This is a genomic window from Bradyrhizobium sp. SZCCHNS3016, assembly GCF_032484535.1.
GTDB lineage: Bacteria > Pseudomonadota > Alphaproteobacteria > Rhizobiales > Xanthobacteraceae > Bradyrhizobium.
This window is the reverse complement of record NZ_JAUETE010000025.1, coordinates 30,028-48,254: the sequence shown is the minus strand read 5'-3', so window position 1 is coordinate 48,254 and position 18,227 is coordinate 30,028. Positions and strand designations below refer to the sequence as shown.

The following is an 18,227-nucleotide window of genomic DNA, read 5'->3' as shown; positions in this document are numbered from 1 at the left end:
GGCTTGGGGGGAATCTTTGGCTGACGAGTTCATTCTCGAGACCCACGGATTGACGAAGGAATTCGCGGGATTTTTTGCCGTTCGCGATGTTTCGCTCAAGATCCGCCGGGGCACCATTCATGCGCTGATTGGTCCGAACGGGGCCGGCAAGACGACGTGCTTCAACCTTCTGACCAAGTTCCTGCGGCCGTCGGCCGGCAAGATTCTCTATAAGGGTCAGGATATTACGGCGACGGCGCCGGCCGACGTGGCGCGTCTTGGCCTGGTCCGCTCGTTCCAGATCTCGGCGGTGTTTCCGCATATGACGGCGCTGGAGAACGTCCGCGTCGCCCTGCAGCGCCAGCATGGCTCGTCGTTCGATTTCTGGCGCTCCAAAAGCGTTCTGAACCGCTTCAACAACCGGGCGCTGGAGCTTCTCAACGACGTGGGCCTCAGCGAGTTCGCCAACATTCCGGCGGTCGAGATGCCGTATGGGCGCAAGCGTGCGTTGGAGATCGCGACCACGCTGGCGCTCGATCCGGAGATGATGCTGCTGGACGAGCCGATGGCCGGCATGGGCCACGAGGACATCGACAAGATCGCCGCGCTGATCAAGCGCATCTCCGCCAAATACACGATCCTGATGGTCGAGCATAATCTCAGTGTCGTCGCCAACCTCTCCGACACCATCACCGTGCTCACGCGCGGCCAGGTGCTGACGGAAGGGCCGTATTCGGAGCTCGCCAAGGACGAGCGCGTCAAGGAAGCCTATCTGGGGGCCGGACATGCCTGAGGTGATGACGGCCAAGACGCCCACCGCCGGCGCTGTGACCAGCACCATTCTCGATGTCAAGAACCTCGAGAGCTGGTACGGCGAATCCCACATTCTCCACGGCATGAACTTCAACGTGAATGCCGGCGAGGTCGTCACCCTGCTCGGGCGCAACGGTGCCGGCAAGACCACGACCTTGAAGTCGATCATGGGAATCATCGGCAAGCGCACCGGCTCGGTCCAGTTCAACGGGCGCGAGCTGATCCGCATGACCTCCGACAAGATCGCGCGGCTCGGCATCGCGCTGTGTCCGGAGGAGCGCGGCATCTTCGCCAGCCTCGACGTGCGCGAGAACCTGCTGCTGCCGCCGGTGGTGCGGCCGGGCGGGCTCATGCTCGACCAGATCTTCGAGCTGTTCCCGAACCTGAAGGAGCGGCTGAAGAGCCAGGGCACCAAGCTGTCGGGCGGCGAGCAGCAGATGCTGGCGATCGCGCGCATTCTGCGCACCGGCGCCAGCTTCCTGATGCTGGACGAGCCGACCGAGGGTCTCGCGCCGGTCATCATCCAGCAGATCGGCCACACCATCGCGCGGCTGAAGAAGGAAGGCTTCACGATCCTCCTGGTCGAGCAGAACTTCCGTTTCGCCTCGACGGTCGCCGACCGCTACTATGTGGTCGAGCACGGCAAGGTCATCGACGGTTTCGCCAATGCCGATCTGTCGGCCAACATGGATAAGCTGCATACTTATCTCGGCGTCTGATCGGCGCTGGCGACGTTGACGTGGCGGTTTCCTCCCGCGGTTTTCTCTATGGTCTTCTCTACGGTCTTCTTGGCAGTTTTGTTGGAAAGTTCTGGAAGTTGGAAATGAAGAGCAAATTCATCGCGTCATTGCTGCTGGGAACGGCGCTCACTCTCGCCGCTGGCAGCGTCGCTTCGGCCGGCGACAAGACCGTCAAGATCGGCGCGCTGTCCGATCAGTCGGGCCTATATGCCGATCTCGGCGGTCCCGGCTCGACGCTCGCGGCGCAGATGGCGATCGAGGATTCCGGCCTCGCCGCGAAGGGTTGGAAGATCGACGTGATCTCCGGCGATCACCAGAACAAGCCCGACATCGGCACCTCGATTGCGCGGCAGTGGTTCGACGTCGAGAAGGTCGACGTCATCGTCGACGTGCCGAATTCCGGCGTCGCGCTGGCCGTCAACAACGTCGTCAAGGAGAAGAACGGCGTCTACATCAATTCGGGCGCCGCGACCTCGGATCTCACCAACGCGCAGTGCTCGCCCAACACGGTGCACTGGACCTACGACACCTACATGCTGGCGCACACCACCGGCCAGGCGCTGGTCAAGGCGGGCGGATCGACCTGGTTCTTCCTGACGGCAGACTACGCCTTCGGCGCCGCGCTGGAGCGCGATACCACGGCGGTCGTCACCGCCAATGGCGGCAAGGTGATCGGCGGCGTCAAGCATCCGCTCAACACCTCCGACTTCTCGTCCTTCCTGCTGCAGGCCCAGTCGTCGAACGCCAAGGTCATCGGCCTCGCCAATGCCGGCGGCGATACCACCAATACGATCAAGCAGGCGGCCGAGTTCGGCATCAATAAGGGCGGCCAGAAGCTTGCCGCGCTGTTGCTGTTCCTGACCGACGTCAAGTCGATCGGGCTCGACATCGCGCAGGGCCTCAACTTCACCGAGACTTTCTACTGGGACATGAACGACCAGACCCGCGCCTTCTCCGAGCGGTTCGCCAAGCGGATGAAGAACGGCGCGCCGCCGACCATGGTCCAGGCCGGCGTCTATGCCGGTCTCGCGCATTACTTCAAGGCGCTGGACGCGCTGGGCGAGAACCCGCACGACGGCACCAAGATCGTCGACAAGATGAAGTCGATCCCGACCGACGATGCGCTGTTCGGCAAGGGCGAGATCCAGCCGAACGGCCGCACCATCCACACCGCCTATCTGTTCGAGGTCAAGAAGCCCTCGGAGTCCAAGGGCCCGTGGGATCTCTACAAGCTGGTCGGCTCGGTGCCGGGCGACCAGGCCTTCACACCGCTCGACAAGAGCGCGTGCGCCTTGTTGAAGAAATGAACCGCTGTGGCTCCGGCGGCTGACGTCGCCGGGGCCGCTATCTTCTGGGAAACGCCGAGAGAAAACAGAACAAGACGATGCAGGCCCTCTACGCACAGCTCCTGGTCGGACTGATCAACGGCTCGTTCTACGCGCTGCTCAGTCTCGGGCTTGCCGTCATCTTCGGCATGCTCAACATCATCAATTTCGCCCATGGCGCGCTCTACATGATGGGCGCGTTCTGCGCCTATTTCCTGCTCAACCTCGGCGGCATCAATTACTGGTGGGCGCTGCTGCTGGCGCCGATCATCGTCGGCGTCTTCGGCATGATCCTCGAGCGCACCATGCTGCAATGGATCGCCGGGCTCGACCATCTCTACGGACTGCTTCTGACGTTCGGACTGGCGCTGATCATCCAGGGCGTGTTCCAGAACTTCTTCGGCTCGTCCGGCCTGCCTTATGCGATCCCGGATCAGCTCCGTGGCGGCATGAATCTCGGCTTCATGTATCTGCCCGTCTATCGCGGCTGGGTCGTCATCTTCTCCCTGGTCGTCTGTCTGGCGACCTGGTTCCTGATCGAGCGGACCCGGCTCGGCGCCTACCTGCGCGCCGCCACCGAGAATCCGACATTGGTGCGGGCGTTCGGCATCAACGTGCCGCGCATGATCACGCTGACCTACGGCCTCGGCGTCGGGCTCGCGGCCCTCGCCGGCGTGCTGTCGGCGCCGATCAACCAGGTGCGGCCCCTGATGGGCGAGCACATCATCATCGTGGTGTTCGCAGTGGTCGTGATCGGCGGCATGGGCTCGATCATGGGCTCGATCATCACCGGCTTCCTGCTCGGCGTGATCGAGGGACTGACCAAATATTTCTATCCCGAGGCTTCCAACACCGTGGTCTTCGTTCTGATGGTCCTGGTGCTGCTGGTGAAGCCGACGGGTCTGACCGGACGGGCGGCCTGACATGACATCCATCACCGACACGACCCTGCCGATCACCCCGCGCGCGATGCGCGACGAGATGATCGTGTTCGTCATCATGGCGGCGCTGCTGGCGATCGTACCGTGGACCGGGCTGTACCCGTTCTTCGTCATGCAGGCGCTGTGCTTCGCGCTGCTCGCCTGCGCCTTCAACCTCCTGATCGGCTATGGCGGCCTGCTGTCGTTCGGCCACGCGATGTTCCTGGGAACGGCCGGCTACTGCAGTGCCCACGCGCTGAAGGTGTGGGGGCTGCCGCCCGAGCTCGGCATCCTCACAGGCGTCGCCGGATCGTTCGTCCTGTCGGTGATCACCGGCTACATCTCGATCCGCCGCCAGGGCATCTATTTCGCGATGATCACGCTGGCGCTGTCGCAGCTGCTGTATTTCATCTATCTGCAGGCGCCGTTCACCCATGGCGAGGACGGCATCCAGGGCATTCCCCAGGGGCGGATGTTCGGCATCCTCGACCTGTCCAGGCCGACGGTGCTCTATTACGTCGTGCTGGTCGGCTTCCTCGCCGGCTTCCTGCTGATCTTCCGCACCATCAACTCGCCGTTCGGCGAAGTGCTGAAATCGATCCGTGAGAACGAGCAGCGGGCGATCTCGCTGGGTTACAAGACCGACCATTACAAGCTGCTCGCCTTCATTCTGTCCGGGACGCTGGCCGGCTTGGCTGGTGCGTTGAAGGTGTTCGTCGCCCAGAACGCCTCGCTGACCGACGTCGAGGTGGCGATGTCGGGGCAGATCGTGCTCATGACCCTGGTCGGAGGGCTCGGCACCGTGTTCGGCCCCGTCGTCGGCGCGTTCGTAATCGTCGGCATGCAGCAATATCTGTCCGGCTTCGGCCAGTGGGTGACGGTGATCCAGGGCGTGATCTTCGTCGCCTGCGTGCTCACCTTCCGCCGCGGCGTGGTCGGCGAAATCGCCCATCTGTTCAAACGATCCCTTTAAGCCGTTGATCTGAAAAGAGATCGTCGAAAGGGCAGAAAGCGGTGGATGAACCGGCCACCGCTTCTGCTGGTGCGCGATCCGGAGTATGACAGTTCTGTGACGGGCCGGCCCTGGCCCGTTTCGGAATGGATGGATCTCGTCCCATGCTGCACTGGTTTCGCGCCGTCCTCCCGCGGGAGGAGCGGTTTTTCGATTTGTTCGCCCGCCACAACAAGGTGGTGATTCAGGGCGCCCATGCGCTGCAGGACATGCTGCAGGGCGGTGACGACATCCTCGCCCACTGCCAGCGCGTCAGCCAGTTCGAGAACGAGGCCGACAACATCACCCGCGAAGTGCTGACCGCGGTCCGCCGCACTTTCATCACCCCGTTCGACCGCGGCGACATCAAGAACCTGATCACCTCGATGGACGATGCCATCGACCAGATGCAGCAGACCGCCAAGGCCGTGGTGCTGTTCGAGGTCAAAGAGTTCGAGCCGACCATGCGTGAGATGGGCACCTTGCTGGTCGATTGCGCCAATCTGATCGGCCGCGCGCTGCCGTTGCTGCAGGCGATCGGCCAGAACGTGCCGATGATCACCGCGATCACCGAGGAGATGACCAAGCTCGAGGGCCGGGTCGACGACCTCCACGACATCGGGCTGAAGGAGCTGTTCCTCAAGCACCGCAAGGCCAATACCATGGACTTCATTGTCGGCGCCGAGATCTACGACCATCTGGAGAAGGTCGCCGACCGCTTCGACGACGTCGCCAACGAGATCAATTCGATCATGATCGAACAGGTCTAGGGTAGGGCCGCGCCGTGGACGCTCAACTCGGCCTTCCGATCCTGGTCGGCCTCATCGCCGTCGCGCTCGCCTTCGATTTCCTGAACGGCCTGCATGACGCCGCCAACTCGATCGCGACCATCGTTTCGACGCGCGTGCTCCGGCCGCAATATGCGGTGTTCTGGGCCGCATTCTTTAATTTCGTCGCGTTCGCGGTGTTCGGCCTCCACGTCGCGCAGACCATCGGTACAGGGATCATCGATCCCGCCATCGTCGACGCCCAGGTGATCTTCGCCGCCCTGGTCGGTGCCATCGTCTGGAACCTCGTCACCTGGGCGGCCGGCATTCCCTCGTCGAGCTCGCACGCTTTGATTGGCGGGCTGGTTGGGGCGGGCTTCGCAAAGGCCGGCCTGTCGGCCACGGTGTGGAGCGGCCTGTCGAAGACCGTGCTCGCGATCGTGCTGTCGCCGCTGGTCGGCCTGATCCTGGCGATGATCCTGGTCGCGGTCGTGTCCTGGGCCTCGGTGCGCTCGACGCCGTTCGCGGTCGACCGCGCCTTCCGCATCCTGCAATTCGTCTCGGCCTCGCTGTATTCGCTCGGCCATGGCGGCAACGATGCGCAGAAGACGATGGGCATCATCGCCGTGCTGCTGTATTCGCAGGGCCATCTCGGCAACGAGTTCACGGTGCCATTCTGGGTCGTGCTGTCGTGCCAGGCGGCGATGGCGCTGGGCACCCTGATGGGCGGCTGGCGCATCGTCCGCACCATGGGCCTGCGCATCACCAAGCTGAACCCGATGCAGGGTTTCTGCGCCGAGACCGGCGGCGCGATCACGCTGTTCCTGGCGACGTTCCTCGGCGTGCCCGTCTCGACCACCCACACCATCACCGGCGCCATCGTCGGCGTCGGCGCCGCCCGACGCGCCTCCGCGGTGCGCTGGAACGTGGCCGGATCGATCGTCTATGCCTGGGTCTTCACGATTCCGGCCTCGGCGATCGTCGCGGCGCTGACGTTCTGGCTGGTGTCGGTGCTCCGGCACTGATCCGGATCGGTCCGGCTGGGCTCAACTCGCCGGTTGGAGTTGCGGTGCAAAACGCCTATATGGAGGGCGCGCGGCGGCCGAGATCCCGCGCCTTTCCCGTAAATCGCCCGCTCTCTGGCCTGAAACGACGCCTGCCGCCTCATGTCCGATACTGCCGTCACGACCGAACAGCCCGCCCGCACCGCCTTGTCCGACGAGGTGGCGCGCCGGCGCACCTTTGCCATCATCTCGCATCCGGACGCCGGCAAGACCACGCTGACGGAAAAGTTGCTGCTGTTCGGCGGCGCCATCAACCTCGCCGGCCAGGTCAAGGCCAAGGGCGAGCGCCGCAACACCCGCTCGGACTGGATGAAGATCGAGCGCGAGCGCGGCATCTCCGTCGTGACCTCGGTCATGACCTTCGAGTTCGAGGGCCTCGTTTTCAACCTCTTGGACACGCCGGGCCACGAGGACTTCAGCGAGGACACCTATCGCACGCTGACCGCGGTCGACTCGGCGGTGATGGTGATCGACGCCGCCAAGGGCATCGAGGCGCGCACGCGCAAGCTGTTCGAGGTCTGCCGCCTGCGCGACATCCCGATCATCACCTTCATCAACAAGATGGACCGCGAGAGCCGCGACACCTTCGATCTTCTGGACGAGATCGAGAAGACGCTGGCGCTCGACACCACGCCGATGACCTGGCCCGTGGGCCGCGGCCGCGATTTCATCGGCACCTATGACATCCGCGACGGCGGCGTGCGCCTGCTCGAAGGCGGCGGCGCCAAGACCGGCGCCGCGCAGCAGATCGCGATTTCGGAGCTCGGCAAGTTCAACGCCAATCTCGACATGAGCCAGATCACCGACGAGCTCGAGCTGGTCAAGGAAGCCTGCAAGCCGTTCGACCTGGAGGCATTCCGCGAGGGCCATCTCACCCCGGTCTATTTCGGCAGTGCCTTGCGCAATTTCGGCGTCGGCGACCTCCTGGAGGGCCTCGGCCGCTACGCGCCGTCGCCGCGCGCGCAGGAGTCGAACCTGCGCAAGGTCGATGCCGCCGAGCCGCGCATGAGCGCGTTCGTGTTCAAGATCCAGGCGAACATGGACCCGAACCACCGCGACCGCATCGCGTTCGCGCGGCTGTGCTCGGGCAAGCTCAACCGTGGCATGAAGGCGAAGCTGGTGCGCACCGGCAAGACCATGCCGCTGTCGAGCCCGCAATTCTTCTTCGCCCAGGACCGCTCGGTCGCGGACGAGGCCTTTGCGGGCGACGTCGTCGGCATTCCCAACCACGGCTCGCTTCGCATCGGCGACACCCTGACCGAGGGCGAGGACCTCACCTTCGTTGGCGTGCCGAGCTTCGCTCCGGAAATCGTTCGTCGCGTCCGCCTCACCGATGCGATGAAGGCGAAGAAGTTGAAGGAAGCCTTGCAGCAGATGTCGGAGGAAGGCGTCGTGCAGGTGTTCCGGCCGCGCGATGGCGCCCCGGCGCTGGTCGGCGTCGTCGGCCCGCTGCAGCTCGACGTGCTCAAGGCGCGGCTCGATGCCGAGTATACGCTGCCCGTCGAATTCGAAATCTCCGAGTTCTCGCTGGCGCGCTGGATCTCTTCCGACGACAAGAAGAAGCTGGAGGCGTTCATCGCCGCCAACAATTCCGGCGTCGCCGACGACGTCGACGGCGATCCGGTGTTCCTGGCCAAGAACGAGTTCTATCTCGGCTACACCAAGGAGCGCGCCGAAGGCATCGTGTTCTCCAACGTCAAGGATGTGAAGAAGAAGGCGTAGCCGCCCGGCACTCTCTCGTCATTCCGGGGCATCCCGCAGCGATGAGCCCGGAATCCATTTCGCCTCTTGTTCCGCGGCCCGATGGATTCCGGGCTCGCCCTGCGGGCGCCAGGAATGACGAAAAGACATGCGCTCCCTCACCGCGAGCCTCGCCGTTGCTGTGGGATGATACCCGCAACGCCGCGCACTTTTCGTCAGGTCATCGGCGCGCTAGTCTTCCTCTCATAAACAGGCGACGGAGAAGGAAATGCCGGCGGGATCGATTGGCCGTCTTGTGCGGCGGCAGATGATTGCACTGTTCGCTCTGTGTGGACTTGCGTCGGCGACGATCGCAACGGCTGATGCGGCCGAGGTCGTCGCGCTCGGCGCCAGCAACACCTACGGCAAGGGCGTCAATCGCGGCGAGGACTTTCCGGCCCAGCTCGAGGCCATGCTCCACGGCAAGGGCGTTCGGGTTAGCGTCGCCAACGCCGGCATCAACGGTGATACGACCGCCGGGATGCTGTCCCGCTTCGACAGCGCGGTTGATGGATCAACCCGCGTGCTGGTGCTGCAGCCCGGCGGCAACGACGCCCGCAAAGGTGCCGGCGACCAGCGCGCCAGCAGCATCAGCGCCATCATGGCCAAGGCCGCGCAGCGCCGCATCAAGGTCGTGATGGTCGAGAACGCCATGTTCCGTGGCCTGCCGCATCAGGTCGACGGTGTGCATCTGACCCCCGAGGGCTATCGCATGCTGGCCGCATCGCTGCTGCCGCGCGTGATGAGCGGCTTGCGGAAGTAGCTCGCCGCGAGGTCGTGAAGCGCGCCGCGCCGGCCTGCGGTCTCACAGCTCGATGATCCCCCGCCTTGCCGCATGCGCGACCGCATCGGTGCGGCCGAGTGGCGTCGAGCTTGTCGAGCAGCGAGCCGACGTGGAATTTGGCGGTGTGCACGGAGATGCCGAGGCTGCGCGCGATCTCCTTGTTGGAGCAGCCCTCGGCCATCAGCGCCAGCACGTCGCGCTCGCGCGCGGTGAGCTGAAAATCATCGGTCGCGGCGCCGTCGATCCTGTCGTCGCCGCTGCGAGCCTCATCACTGCCATGCAACGGCGCGACGGCGACGTCGGCGCTCTCGCCGGGCGCGACCAGCGTCAGGCCCGTGACATCGCCGAGCAGCGCCGCCAGCCGGTCGGCCAGTTCGGCATCGTCGACCGCGATCGCGATCCTGATCGGCGCGCGCGCCTCCTCGCTCACGCCGGCCTCTCGCCGATGGTCAGGGAGAACTGCACCGGCTCGCCGGCACGCAGCGCTGCGATCTCGACGACGGCGCCGACGCTGTCCGGACCGAGTTCGCGCATCATCGCGCGCATGCCCCTGAACGGCTCCTTGTTGAGAGCGGTGATGACGTCACCCTGGCGCAGGCCGGCGGCCGCGGCCGGGCCGCTCTTGTCGAGGCTCATGATCATCGCCCCGAGTCCATCGTCGAGCCGGACCGGCTGCAGGCCGGCGCCGAGATAGCCGCGAGCGATGCGACCATGCGTCTCGAGCTTGCTGGCGACCCGTTCGATCGTGGCCGCGGGTATCACGAGCGTCCGGCGCGGGCCGCGTACGGCCATGCCGATCGCGTGGCCGTCGGCGTTGAGCACCAGGCCGCCTTCGGAGCTGTGGCGCAGCCTGGTGTCGAGCTCGATGCGCGCATCGATGGCGCCGCCGCGCAGGCTGCGCCAGGGACCGGCGGATTTCGACACCATCGCGAGCGCGGCCGTTGGCGTGCCGTGCTCGGCAGCGGCGATGACCGCGAGCGAGCCGAGCGCGGGCATCTCGCCGGTGAGTTGGGCCGGTACCGCAGCGCCGCCATCGAAGCGGAGCAGGGCGATGTCGGTGGTGTGGTCGCGGCCCGCCACCGTGGCCGGCCTTTGCGTGCCATCGGCAAAGACGAGCGCGATTTCGCCTTCGTCCGCCAGCGCCTCGTCGGCGGTGACGACAAGGCCCGGCTTCCAGACGAAGCCCGTGGCGCGGCTGCAGTGCGAGGAGACGGTGAGGACCACAGGCGCGGCTTGCGCGACGGCGGTCGTCAATGCCGACGATAGCGAGGCGAGGGCGGACGGATCGGACATGGGACGCTCCAGAATGGGTCTGGTCCCAATTTGGCGTCTCCGAAGCGGTTTCGAAACTACCCGATCAGGTAGTCGACCGGCTTCAGAGCGTCGTCCGCGCTTTCGGCAGTGGGAAGGCGAGATCGCCGTGCTTCGACGTCTTCAGCCCCAGTCCGATCAGCGCCTCGGCGAAGCGCACCGCTGCGGCGACGCCGTCGATCACGGGAATTCCGAGCTCGGTGGAGAGGTCGTGCGCGAGATCGGCCATGCCGGCGCAGCCGAGCACGATGGCGCCGATACCGTCCTCGCGCAGCGCCGCCCGGCATTCGCCGAGCAGCGTGCCGCGGACATTGGCCTCGGGCTTGTCGAGGTCGAGCACGGCAACGTCGACGGCGCGCACCCTGCGGCAATGCTGCTCCATGCCGTAATTGCGCACGAGGTGCTCGGCGATCACCTTGGTGCGCGACAGCGTGGTCACGATGCTGAAATGGGTGGCGACGAAGCTCGCCGCATGCATCGCAGCTTCGGCGATGCCGAGCACCGGCACAGCCGACAATTCGCGCGCGGCGAGCAGGCCGGGATCACCGAAGCAGGCGATTACATGGGCGTGGCAACCTTCCGCGTCTCCGGCCTCGACCTCCTTGAGCATGCCGACCGCGGCAATCGCCTCGTCGTAATGGCCCTCGATCGAGGCGGCGCCGAACCGCGCGGTGCGGCCGACGATCCGCGTCGACGGGCTTGCGCTGGCCTGGGCCGCCTTGGCGATCAATTCGGTCATCGTCGCCGTCATGTTCGGGTTGATGACGTTGATCACGGTCTCGCTGTGGCGGCTCATCGTCGCGTCCGTCTGCTGTCGCATCCTGCCGTGTTCTAGCCGAGTTCCGCTGTTACGGTCGAGAGCCGTTCGCGGCGCGGAACGCGCAGACGTGAACGGGATTGAGCTTGCGAATTCTGCGATCGGATCCAGCTTGGAGTCCATCCCAGCCCGAGAGTCCCATGCTCCGTGTCGTCGTGCTCCTCCTGCTGATGGTGGCCGCTCCGGTCGCCGCCGACGCGCGCCGCCAGCAGATCAATCCGGTGCCGTTCGCGCACACGCCGTGCAGCGTGCTCGACGAGCAGCCGTGCACGCCGTCGTTCTGCAGCGTCTTCGGGCCGTGGCCGTGTATTCCCGAGATGAACTATCCCTATGGCCAGAACCTGCAACTCACGATCGAGAGCCGGCCCGCCAGGGATCAGGAAGCCAAATATCAGAAGCCGGATCACGATCTCGACACGATCGGCGATCTGTTCGCAGCGCTGCGCGCGTGCTGGACGCCGCCGCCGGAGGACAGCGCCCGCGCCGGGATGCAGATGACGGTGCGCTTCAGCTTCAAGCGGACCGGCGAGATGATCGCGCCGCCACGCGTGACCTTCGCGACATCAGGCGCCCCGGCCGACACGCGCGCGACCTATCTGAAGACGATCAATTCCTCGCTCGACGGCTGCCTGCCGCTGAAGTTCACAAAGGGGCTCGGCGGTGCGCTCGCCGGCCGGCCGATCGCGATCCGCTATGTCGAGAATCGCGATCTGAAGAACACGTCGGAACGGTGATGGCGTCGTCCGCTGTGCTCCACCTCCCGACCGCATAGCCCGTCATGCCACTTCGGCTTTTCGAGCCGCCCCGGAACGACGGCGAGCGGGCGGGAGTGCCTGACGTTGAAATGCGCCACGTTGCGAGGCGGCCCCCGGAAATGATACCGATGCCCACGCACAGGTCGCGTGCAAGCGAAGGGGGACGCCGTGGGACTTCTGGTGATGGTGGTGGGGCTGGTGCTGTTTCTCGGCGCCCATGTGTTCACGACCCGGCGCGGGGCGCGCGCGCAGGTCATCGCGCGGCTGGGTGAGAGCACCTACAAGCTCGTCTACACCGTCGTGGCGCTCGCCGGCCTCGCCCTGATTGTCTGGGGCTTTGCGGAGTACCGCCATGGCGGCGGCTGGATCCAGGTGTGGACGCCGCCGAAGGCGCTCAAGCACATCAACCTGGCCTTGATGCTGCCGGCCGTCATCATGGTGGTTGCCGCCTATATTCGCGGCCGCATCTACACCACTCTCAAACATCCGATGCTGGCCGGCGTGAAGCTGTGGGCGTTCGGCCACCTGCTCAGCAACGGCGATCTCGGCGGCATCATCCTGTTCGGCTCGATCCTGGCATGGGCGGTGTTCGACCGCATCTCGCTGAAGCGCCGCGCCGACGCCGGCGGCCCGCCGATCCCGGTCGGCGGCGTCGGCAACGACGTCATCGCGGTGGTGGTCGGCATCGTCGTCTATGCCGCGCTGGCCTTCGCGTTCCATCCTGTCGTGCTCGGCATTCCTGTCATCGGGGGTTAGCGATGTCGGTGCAGTCGACCGTCCGCCGCAAGACGGCTCCCGAGATCCGCGCCCGCAAGGGCGGCGAGCCGATCGTGATGCTGACGTCCTACCACGCCCATACCGCGGCGCTGGTGGATCGCCATTGCGATGTGATCCTGGTCGGCGATTCCCTCGGGAACGTGATGCACGGCTTCGAGACCACCGTGCCGGTGACGCTGGAAATGATGATCCTGCAGGGCTGCGCCGTGATGCGCGGCTCGCGCCAGGCGCTGGTGGTGGTCGACATGCCGTTCGGCTCCTACGAGGCGTCGAAGGAGCAGGCGTTTCATGCGGCGGTGCGGATCCTGAAGGAGACGCAATGCGGCGCAGTCAAGCTCGAGGGCGGGGCGCGGATGGCCGAGACGGTGGCCTTCCTCAGCGAGCGCGGCATTCCGGTGATGGGCCATGTCGGCCTGACGCCGCAATCGATCAACACGCTCGGCTCGTTCCGGGCGCAGGGCCGCGACGAGGCGGATTGGGCCGCGATCGAGAACGACGCTGCGGCGATCGCACAGGCCGGCGCGTTCTCGGTGGTAATCGAGGCCGTGGCCGAGCCGCTGGCGCGCAAGATCACGCAGCAGATCGCGATCCCCACCATCGGCATCGGCGCCAGCGCCGCCTGCGACGGTCAGGTGCTGGTTTTGGAGGACATGCTCGGCCTGTCGCCGCGGGCGCCGAAATTCGTCCGCCGCTACGGCAATCTCGGTCTGGCGATCGACGAGGCGATCGAACGCTACGCGGCGGACGTGCGTACCCGTGCGTTTCCGGCGGCGGAACATGTCTACGGAATGAAGTCAAAGACCTGACGGGCGCCTCTCGCTTGGTCGTCCCGTTGGCGCCGTGGTGCGCGCGGCGTCACGGGATGAATCTCCGGCGTTGGCGGAGATAGCCAAGCGCGTCGTCCCTTGGTTATGTTTCAGGCTGGTCCGCATCGCGGCGAACAACGACAAGAAGCCAAGCTCGGGGAAACTCCATGGACTGGTCGACCTATGTAACGCCGCCGATGCGGCGCGAAGCCCGTTTCGGCGATCGCGTGGTTCCGTTGTTCACGGAGCGGCCCGCGAACGTCTGGGCCATGGTCGAAGAAGCGGTGGAGCGCAACGGCGACGGCGAGGCGCTGGTCTGCGGCGCTCAGCGGCTGTCATGGCGCGAGGTGATGGCGACTGCCGCGCGGATCGCCGGCGGGCTGCAGGCGAGGGGATTGCAGAAGGGCGACCGGCTCGCGGTGCTGCTCGGCAATCGCATGGAATTCGTGCTCACGCTGTTTGCCGCGGCCAAGCTCGGGCTGATCACGGTGCTGCTGTCGACCCGGCAGCAGACCCCGGAAATCGCCTATGTGCTGAACGATTGCGGCGCCCGGCTGCTGCTGCACGAGGCGGCGTTGGCGGACCGGTTGCCGGCCGCTGCGGAAACGCCGGAGCTGGCGGGGCGCATTGCCGTCGACGATCGTCCGGCGCGGTCGGATTTTGCAGCGCTGGCCGATCATGCCGCGCACGAAAATCACGTCGAGGTGACTGAAGAGGACACTGCGATGATCCTCTACACCTCCGGCACCACTGGCCGGCCGAAAGGCGCGATGCTCGCCCATTGCAACATCGTGCACTCCTCGATGATCTACGAGGCGTGCCTGGGGCTGACGCCCGCCGACCGCTCGATCGCCGCCGTGCCGCTCGGCCATGTCACCGGTGTCGTCGCCAACATCACCAGCATGGCGCGCTGCGCCGGCACCTTGATCATCATGCCGGAGTTCAAGGCTGGCGAATATCTGAAGCTCGCGGCGCGCGAGCGCGTGACCTACACGGTCATGGTCCCCGCGATGTACAATCTCTGCCTGTTGCAGCGCGACTTCGACAGTCATGATCTCTCGTGTTGGCGGATCGGCGGCTTCGGCGGCGCGCCGATGCCGGTCGCCACCATCGAGCGGCTGGCCGCCAAGATCCCCGGTCTGCGGCTGGTCAACGCCTATGGCTCGACCGAGACCACCTCGCCGGCGACGTTGATGCCCTCGGATCTGACCGCGCGCCATATCGACAGCGTCGGGCTGCCGTGTCCGGGCGCCAGCATCCTGGTGATGGACGGGCAGGGGCGGGAGCTGCCGCGCGGTGAGATCGGCGAGATCTGGATCGGCGGCGGCCAGGTCATCAAGGGCTACTGGAACAATCCCAAGGCTACCGGCGAGAGCTTCACCGCCGGTTATTGGCATTCCGGCGACCTCGGCTCCATCGATGCCGACAATTTCGTCCGGGTGTTCGACCGGCAGAAGGACATGATCAACCGCGGCGGGCTGAAGATCTACTCGGCCGAGGTCGAATCGGTGCTGGCGAGCCACCCGGCGGTGGTCGAGAGCGCGATCATCGCCCGGCCGTGTCCGGTGCTCGGCGAGCGGGTGCACGCGGTGGTCGTGACCCGCGAGCCGATGAGCGCCGAAGCCCTGCGCAGCTGGTGCGCCGAGCGGGTCTCGGATTACAAGGTCCCGGAAACCCTGACCGTAACCGCAGACCCTTTGCCGCGCAACGCCAACGGCAAGGTGATGAAACGGCAGTTGCGCGAGGCCTTGACGGCGTGATAGCCGCGTTCGGACCTTGTGGCAGAACCGGGGAGTAACGCCTTGATTCGGCTGGACTCGCCTTGCCACCGCCATGCCGATGCGGTATCGGCGCCGGCGCGCGGGCAACGGACCGCTCGCGCGGCACTTCAAACCCATGCGCGCGCGCTCGCAGCGAACCTGACGGGATGTCCTTAGGTGTCTGAATTCATTGATGAAGTAGACGAGGAGGTCCGTCGGGAACAGCTCAAGAAGCTGTGGGACCGCTACTCGATCTTGATCATCGCCATTGCCGTGCTGATCATCGCCGGCGTCGGCGGCTGGCGCGGCTACCAGTATCTCGAGGGCCAGAAGGCGGCCGAAGCAGGCTCGGCCTTCAACAAGGCCCTCGAACTCTCCGAGCAGAACAAGCATGCCGAGGCGGAGAAGGCCTTTGCGGATGTCGCGGCCACGGCCCCATCGGGATACCGCATGCTGGCCCGCTTCCACCAGGCCGCCGAGGCCGCGATGCGCGACAAGGCGGCTGCCGTGAAGCTCTATGACGAACTCGCCGCCGACCGCAGCATCGGGGCCGAGCAGCAGTCGATGGCGCGGCTGCGCGCGGCCGGCCTGCTGGCCGATACGGCGCCTTACGCCGACCTCAAGCAGCGCCTCGAAGGCGAAACTGCGCCCGGCGCGCCGTTCCGCCACGCCGCCCGCGAATTGCTGGCGCTGTCGGCGTGGAGGGCCAATGATGCCGGGGCGGCCCGTCAATGGCTCGACATGATTGCGCTGGATGGTGAGACCCCGCCGGGCCTGCGCTCGCGCGCCGAAGCGCTGCAGGCGCTGTTGCCTGCAGTCGCCAAAAGCTGATCGCGGACCTCGCGACGGCGAAACCGAGTTGATTGGAACGACGATCATGCGCCGCGCCCAACGTGCCATTGCCCTGACGGTCCTCATTGCGCTTTCCGGCGTGCTGGGCGGCTGCGCGAGTGGGGGAAGTTTCGACCCCTCGGACATGCTCGACTTCCTGGACACCAAGAAGAAGCTGCCGGGCGACCGCAAGCCGGTGTTCCCGGAGGGCGTGCCGGGTCTCGAGCAGGGCGTGCCGAAGGAACTCTACAAGGGTGCGCAGCAGCAGCCGATGACCGACCCAGCCGCTCAGGCGGCGACGCCGCCGGCGCCTCCGGTGGAGGAGCCCAAGGGCAGAAAGGGCCGGCGGCAGGCGGCCGTGAACAACCCGACGACGGCCGATCCGCAGGATGGCGAGGCTGCCGCGGTCGAGGAGGGCGCTGCCGCCGTTCCGCCGGCACCGAAGCCCAAGAAGATCGTGCGCCGCCGCACCACGGCACCACCGCCGGATGATGCTGCCCCGGTGCAGCAGCCGGCGGCCCAGCGATCCAGCGGCGGCTTCCCGGCGCCGATGCCGAGCGGCTCCTTCAGCCGTTAATCTCACCTGCGAATCGGCGGATCGCCCGTTCGGTTTTGCGGCCGAATGCGCTAAAGCTGCGCGCTCACGCGCACGGATCATCATGCCCTTCACCATCGCCATCATCGGCCGGCCCAATGTCGGCAAGTCGACCCTGTTCAACCGTCTGGTCGGGCAGAAGCTGGCGCTCGTCGACGACATGCCGGGCGTCACGCGCGACCGCCGCGAGGGCGAAGCTAAGCTGTTCGATCTCAACTTCACGATCATCGACACCGCCGGCCTCGACGAGGGGCCGAAGGGCTCGCTGACCGCGCGCATGCAGGAGCAGACGGAGACCGCGATCGCGCTCGCCGACGCGCTGTTCTTCGTGATCGATGCCCGCATCGGCCTGACGCCCGCCGACCGCGCCTTCGCCGATTTCGCCCGCCGCGCCGACAAGCCGGTGCTGTTGCTCGCCAACAAGAGCGAGGGCAAGCATGGCGAGCTCGGCGCCATGGAATCTTACGCGCTCGGCCTCGGTGATCCCATCCAGATCTCGGCCGAGCACGGCGAGGGCATGGGCGAGCTCTATGACGCCGTCAGCAAGCTCGTGCCGCCCACGGACGATGAGGAGGACGAGCACGAGGAGACCGACGAGGAGCGCGCCAACAGGCCGATCCGGGTCGCGATCGTCGGCCGTCCCAACGCCGGCAAGTCGACCCTGATCAACCATCTGCTCGGCGAGGAGCGGCTGCTCACGAGTCCCGAGGCCGGTACGACGCGCGATTCGATCGCGGTCGAAATCGAGTGGAAGGGCCGCGGCTTCCGCATCTTCGACACCGCAGGTCTGCGCCGGCGCTCGCGCATCGAGGAGAAGCTGGAGAAGCTGTCGGTGGCCGATGCGCTGCGCGCGGTGCGCTTCGCCGAGGTGGTCGTGCTGATGATGGATGCGCAGAACCGCTTCGAGGAGCAGGATCTGCGCATCGCCGATCTGATCGAGCGCGAGGGGCGTGCGCTGGTCATCGCCGTCAACAAATGGGACCTGATGGACGGCAACCCCGGCCAGATCTCGATGCTGCGCCGCGATGCCGACCACTGGCTGCCGCAGGTCGCGGGCGCGCCGATCGTGGCGGTGTCGGGCCTGATGGGCGAGGGCATCGACCGGCTGATGCAGGCGATCGTCGAAGCCTACGCGATCTGGAACCGGCGCGTGCCGACCGCGGCGCTGAACCGCTGGTTCGAGCAGGCGATCGCCGACAACCCGCCGCCGGCGGTGTCGGGCCGCCGGCTCAAGCTGAACTACATCACCCAGACCAAGGCGCGGCCGCCGAGTTTCGTGCTGTTCTGCTCGCGGGCCGACGCGATCCCGCAATCGTACCTGCGCTATCTCACCAACTCGATGCGCGAGACCTTCGAGCTGCCGGGCACGCCGGTGCGCATCACCCTGCGCGAGAAGGCCAACCCGTTCGCGCACAAGCGCAAGCGGCCGAACTGATCAGTTGCGTCAGCGGA

The 18,227-nt window shown here is 66.1% G+C and carries 18 protein-coding genes and 1 pseudogene; 16 read left to right on the top strand and 3 right to left on the bottom strand.

The window, feature by feature from the left end; genetic code table 11:
• Positions 1-16: 16 nt before the first annotated feature.
• From QW881_RS31020 to QW881_RS30980, 9 genes are all read left to right on the top strand, one after another.
• Positions 17-772 (top strand): ABC transporter ATP-binding protein, encoded by a 756-nt coding sequence (locus QW881_RS31020; protein WP_315739336.1) that lies wholly within the window; start codon positions 17-19, stop codon positions 770-772.
• Positions 765-1,511 (top strand): ABC transporter ATP-binding protein, encoded by a 747-nt coding sequence (locus QW881_RS31015; RefSeq protein WP_315739337.1) that lies wholly within the window; start codon positions 765-767, stop codon positions 1,509-1,511. The genes QW881_RS31020 and QW881_RS31015 overlap by 8 nt, the downstream gene beginning before the upstream one ends.
• A gap of 104 nt (positions 1,512-1,615) precedes the next feature.
• Positions 1,616-2,839 carry an ABC transporter substrate-binding protein gene (locus QW881_RS31010; protein ID WP_316159230.1) on the top strand — a complete coding sequence of 408 codons (1,224 nt, stop codon included), beginning with the start codon at positions 1,616-1,618 and terminating at the stop codon, positions 2,837-2,839.
• Between the two features lie 77 nt (positions 2,840-2,916).
• Positions 2,917-3,780 carry a branched-chain amino acid ABC transporter permease gene (locus QW881_RS31005; RefSeq protein WP_315739340.1) on the top strand — a complete coding sequence of 288 codons (864 nt, stop codon included), beginning with the start codon at positions 2,917-2,919 and terminating at the stop codon, positions 3,778-3,780.
• Position 3,781: 1 nt separating this feature from the next.
• Positions 3,782-4,750 (top strand): branched-chain amino acid ABC transporter permease, encoded by a 969-nt coding sequence (locus QW881_RS31000; protein ID WP_315739341.1) that lies wholly within the window; start codon positions 3,782-3,784, stop codon positions 4,748-4,750.
• Positions 4,751-4,893: 143 nt separating this feature from the next.
• Positions 4,894-5,538 carry a DUF47 domain-containing protein gene (locus QW881_RS30995; protein WP_315739342.1) on the top strand — a complete coding sequence of 215 codons (645 nt, stop codon included), beginning with the start codon at positions 4,894-4,896 and terminating at the stop codon, positions 5,536-5,538.
• Positions 5,539-5,552: 14 nt separating this feature from the next.
• Positions 5,553-6,560 (top strand): anion permease, encoded by a 1,008-nt coding sequence (locus tag QW881_RS30990; RefSeq protein WP_315755787.1) that lies wholly within the window; start codon positions 5,553-5,555, stop codon positions 6,558-6,560.
• Positions 6,561-6,701: 141 nt separating this feature from the next.
• Positions 6,702-8,321 (top strand): peptide chain release factor 3, encoded by a 1,620-nt coding sequence (locus tag QW881_RS30985; RefSeq protein WP_316159229.1) that lies wholly within the window; start codon positions 6,702-6,704, stop codon positions 8,319-8,321.
• A 247-nt stretch (positions 8,322-8,568) separates the two neighbouring features.
• Positions 8,569-9,102, top strand: a complete 534-nt coding sequence (locus QW881_RS30980) for a GDSL-type esterase/lipase family protein (RefSeq protein ID WP_315755786.1) — start codon at positions 8,569-8,571, stop codon at positions 9,100-9,102.
• A gap of 42 nt (positions 9,103-9,144) precedes the next feature.
• On the opposite strand, the pseudogene QW881_RS30975 reads toward QW881_RS30980, so the two are convergent.
• From QW881_RS30975 to QW881_RS30965, 3 genes and pseudogenes are all read right to left on the bottom strand, one after another.
• Positions 9,145-9,553 (bottom strand): annotated as a pseudogene (locus tag QW881_RS30975) (response regulator transcription factor).
• Positions 9,550-10,416 carry a S1C family serine protease gene (locus tag QW881_RS30970; RefSeq protein WP_316159228.1) on the bottom strand — a complete coding sequence of 289 codons (867 nt, stop codon included), beginning with the start codon at positions 10,414-10,416 and terminating at the stop codon, positions 9,550-9,552. The pseudogene QW881_RS30975 and the gene QW881_RS30970 overlap by 4 nt, the downstream one beginning before the upstream one ends.
• 82 nt (positions 10,417-10,498) lie before the next feature.
• On the bottom strand, positions 10,499-11,230 hold the full coding sequence (locus QW881_RS30965) for an aspartate/glutamate racemase family protein (RefSeq protein WP_315712486.1): 732 nt from the start codon (positions 11,228-11,230) through the stop codon (positions 10,499-10,501).
• 161 nt (positions 11,231-11,391) lie between these two features.
• Between QW881_RS30965 and QW881_RS30960 the strand changes: the two genes are divergently transcribed.
• From QW881_RS30960 to der, 7 genes are all read left to right on the top strand, one after another.
• Positions 11,392-11,985, top strand: a complete 594-nt coding sequence (locus QW881_RS30960) for a hypothetical protein (RefSeq protein WP_315755782.1) — start codon at positions 11,392-11,394, stop codon at positions 11,983-11,985.
• A gap of 189 nt (positions 11,986-12,174) precedes the next feature.
• Positions 12,175-12,762: an NnrU family protein gene (locus tag QW881_RS30955; protein WP_315755781.1), complete on the top strand. Its 588-nt coding sequence runs from the start codon at positions 12,175-12,177 to the stop codon at positions 12,760-12,762.
• 2 nt (positions 12,763-12,764) lie between these two features.
• A complete protein-coding gene (gene panB, locus QW881_RS30950; RefSeq protein WP_315755780.1) occupies positions 12,765-13,589 on the top strand; it encodes a 3-methyl-2-oxobutanoate hydroxymethyltransferase in 825 nt (274 codons plus the stop codon).
• A 167-nt stretch (positions 13,590-13,756) separates the two neighbouring features.
• Positions 13,757-15,349, top strand: a complete 1,593-nt coding sequence (locus tag QW881_RS30945) for a class I adenylate-forming enzyme family protein (protein ID WP_315755779.1) — start codon at positions 13,757-13,759, stop codon at positions 15,347-15,349.
• Between the two features lie 177 nt (positions 15,350-15,526).
• Complete coding sequence (locus QW881_RS30940) at positions 15,527-16,180, top strand: tetratricopeptide repeat protein (protein ID WP_315755778.1); 654 nt, start codon at positions 15,527-15,529, stop codon at positions 16,178-16,180.
• A 46-nt stretch (positions 16,181-16,226) separates the two neighbouring features.
• On the top strand, positions 16,227-16,757 hold the full coding sequence (locus QW881_RS30935) for a hypothetical protein (RefSeq protein WP_315755777.1): 531 nt from the start codon (positions 16,227-16,229) through the stop codon (positions 16,755-16,757).
• Between the two features lie 82 nt (positions 16,758-16,839).
• Entirely contained in the window at positions 16,840-18,210 is a 1,371-nt protein-coding gene (gene der / locus QW881_RS30930; protein ID WP_315739359.1) for a ribosome biogenesis GTPase Der, read from the top strand.
• The last annotated feature ends 17 nt before the right edge of the window (positions 18,211-18,227 follow it).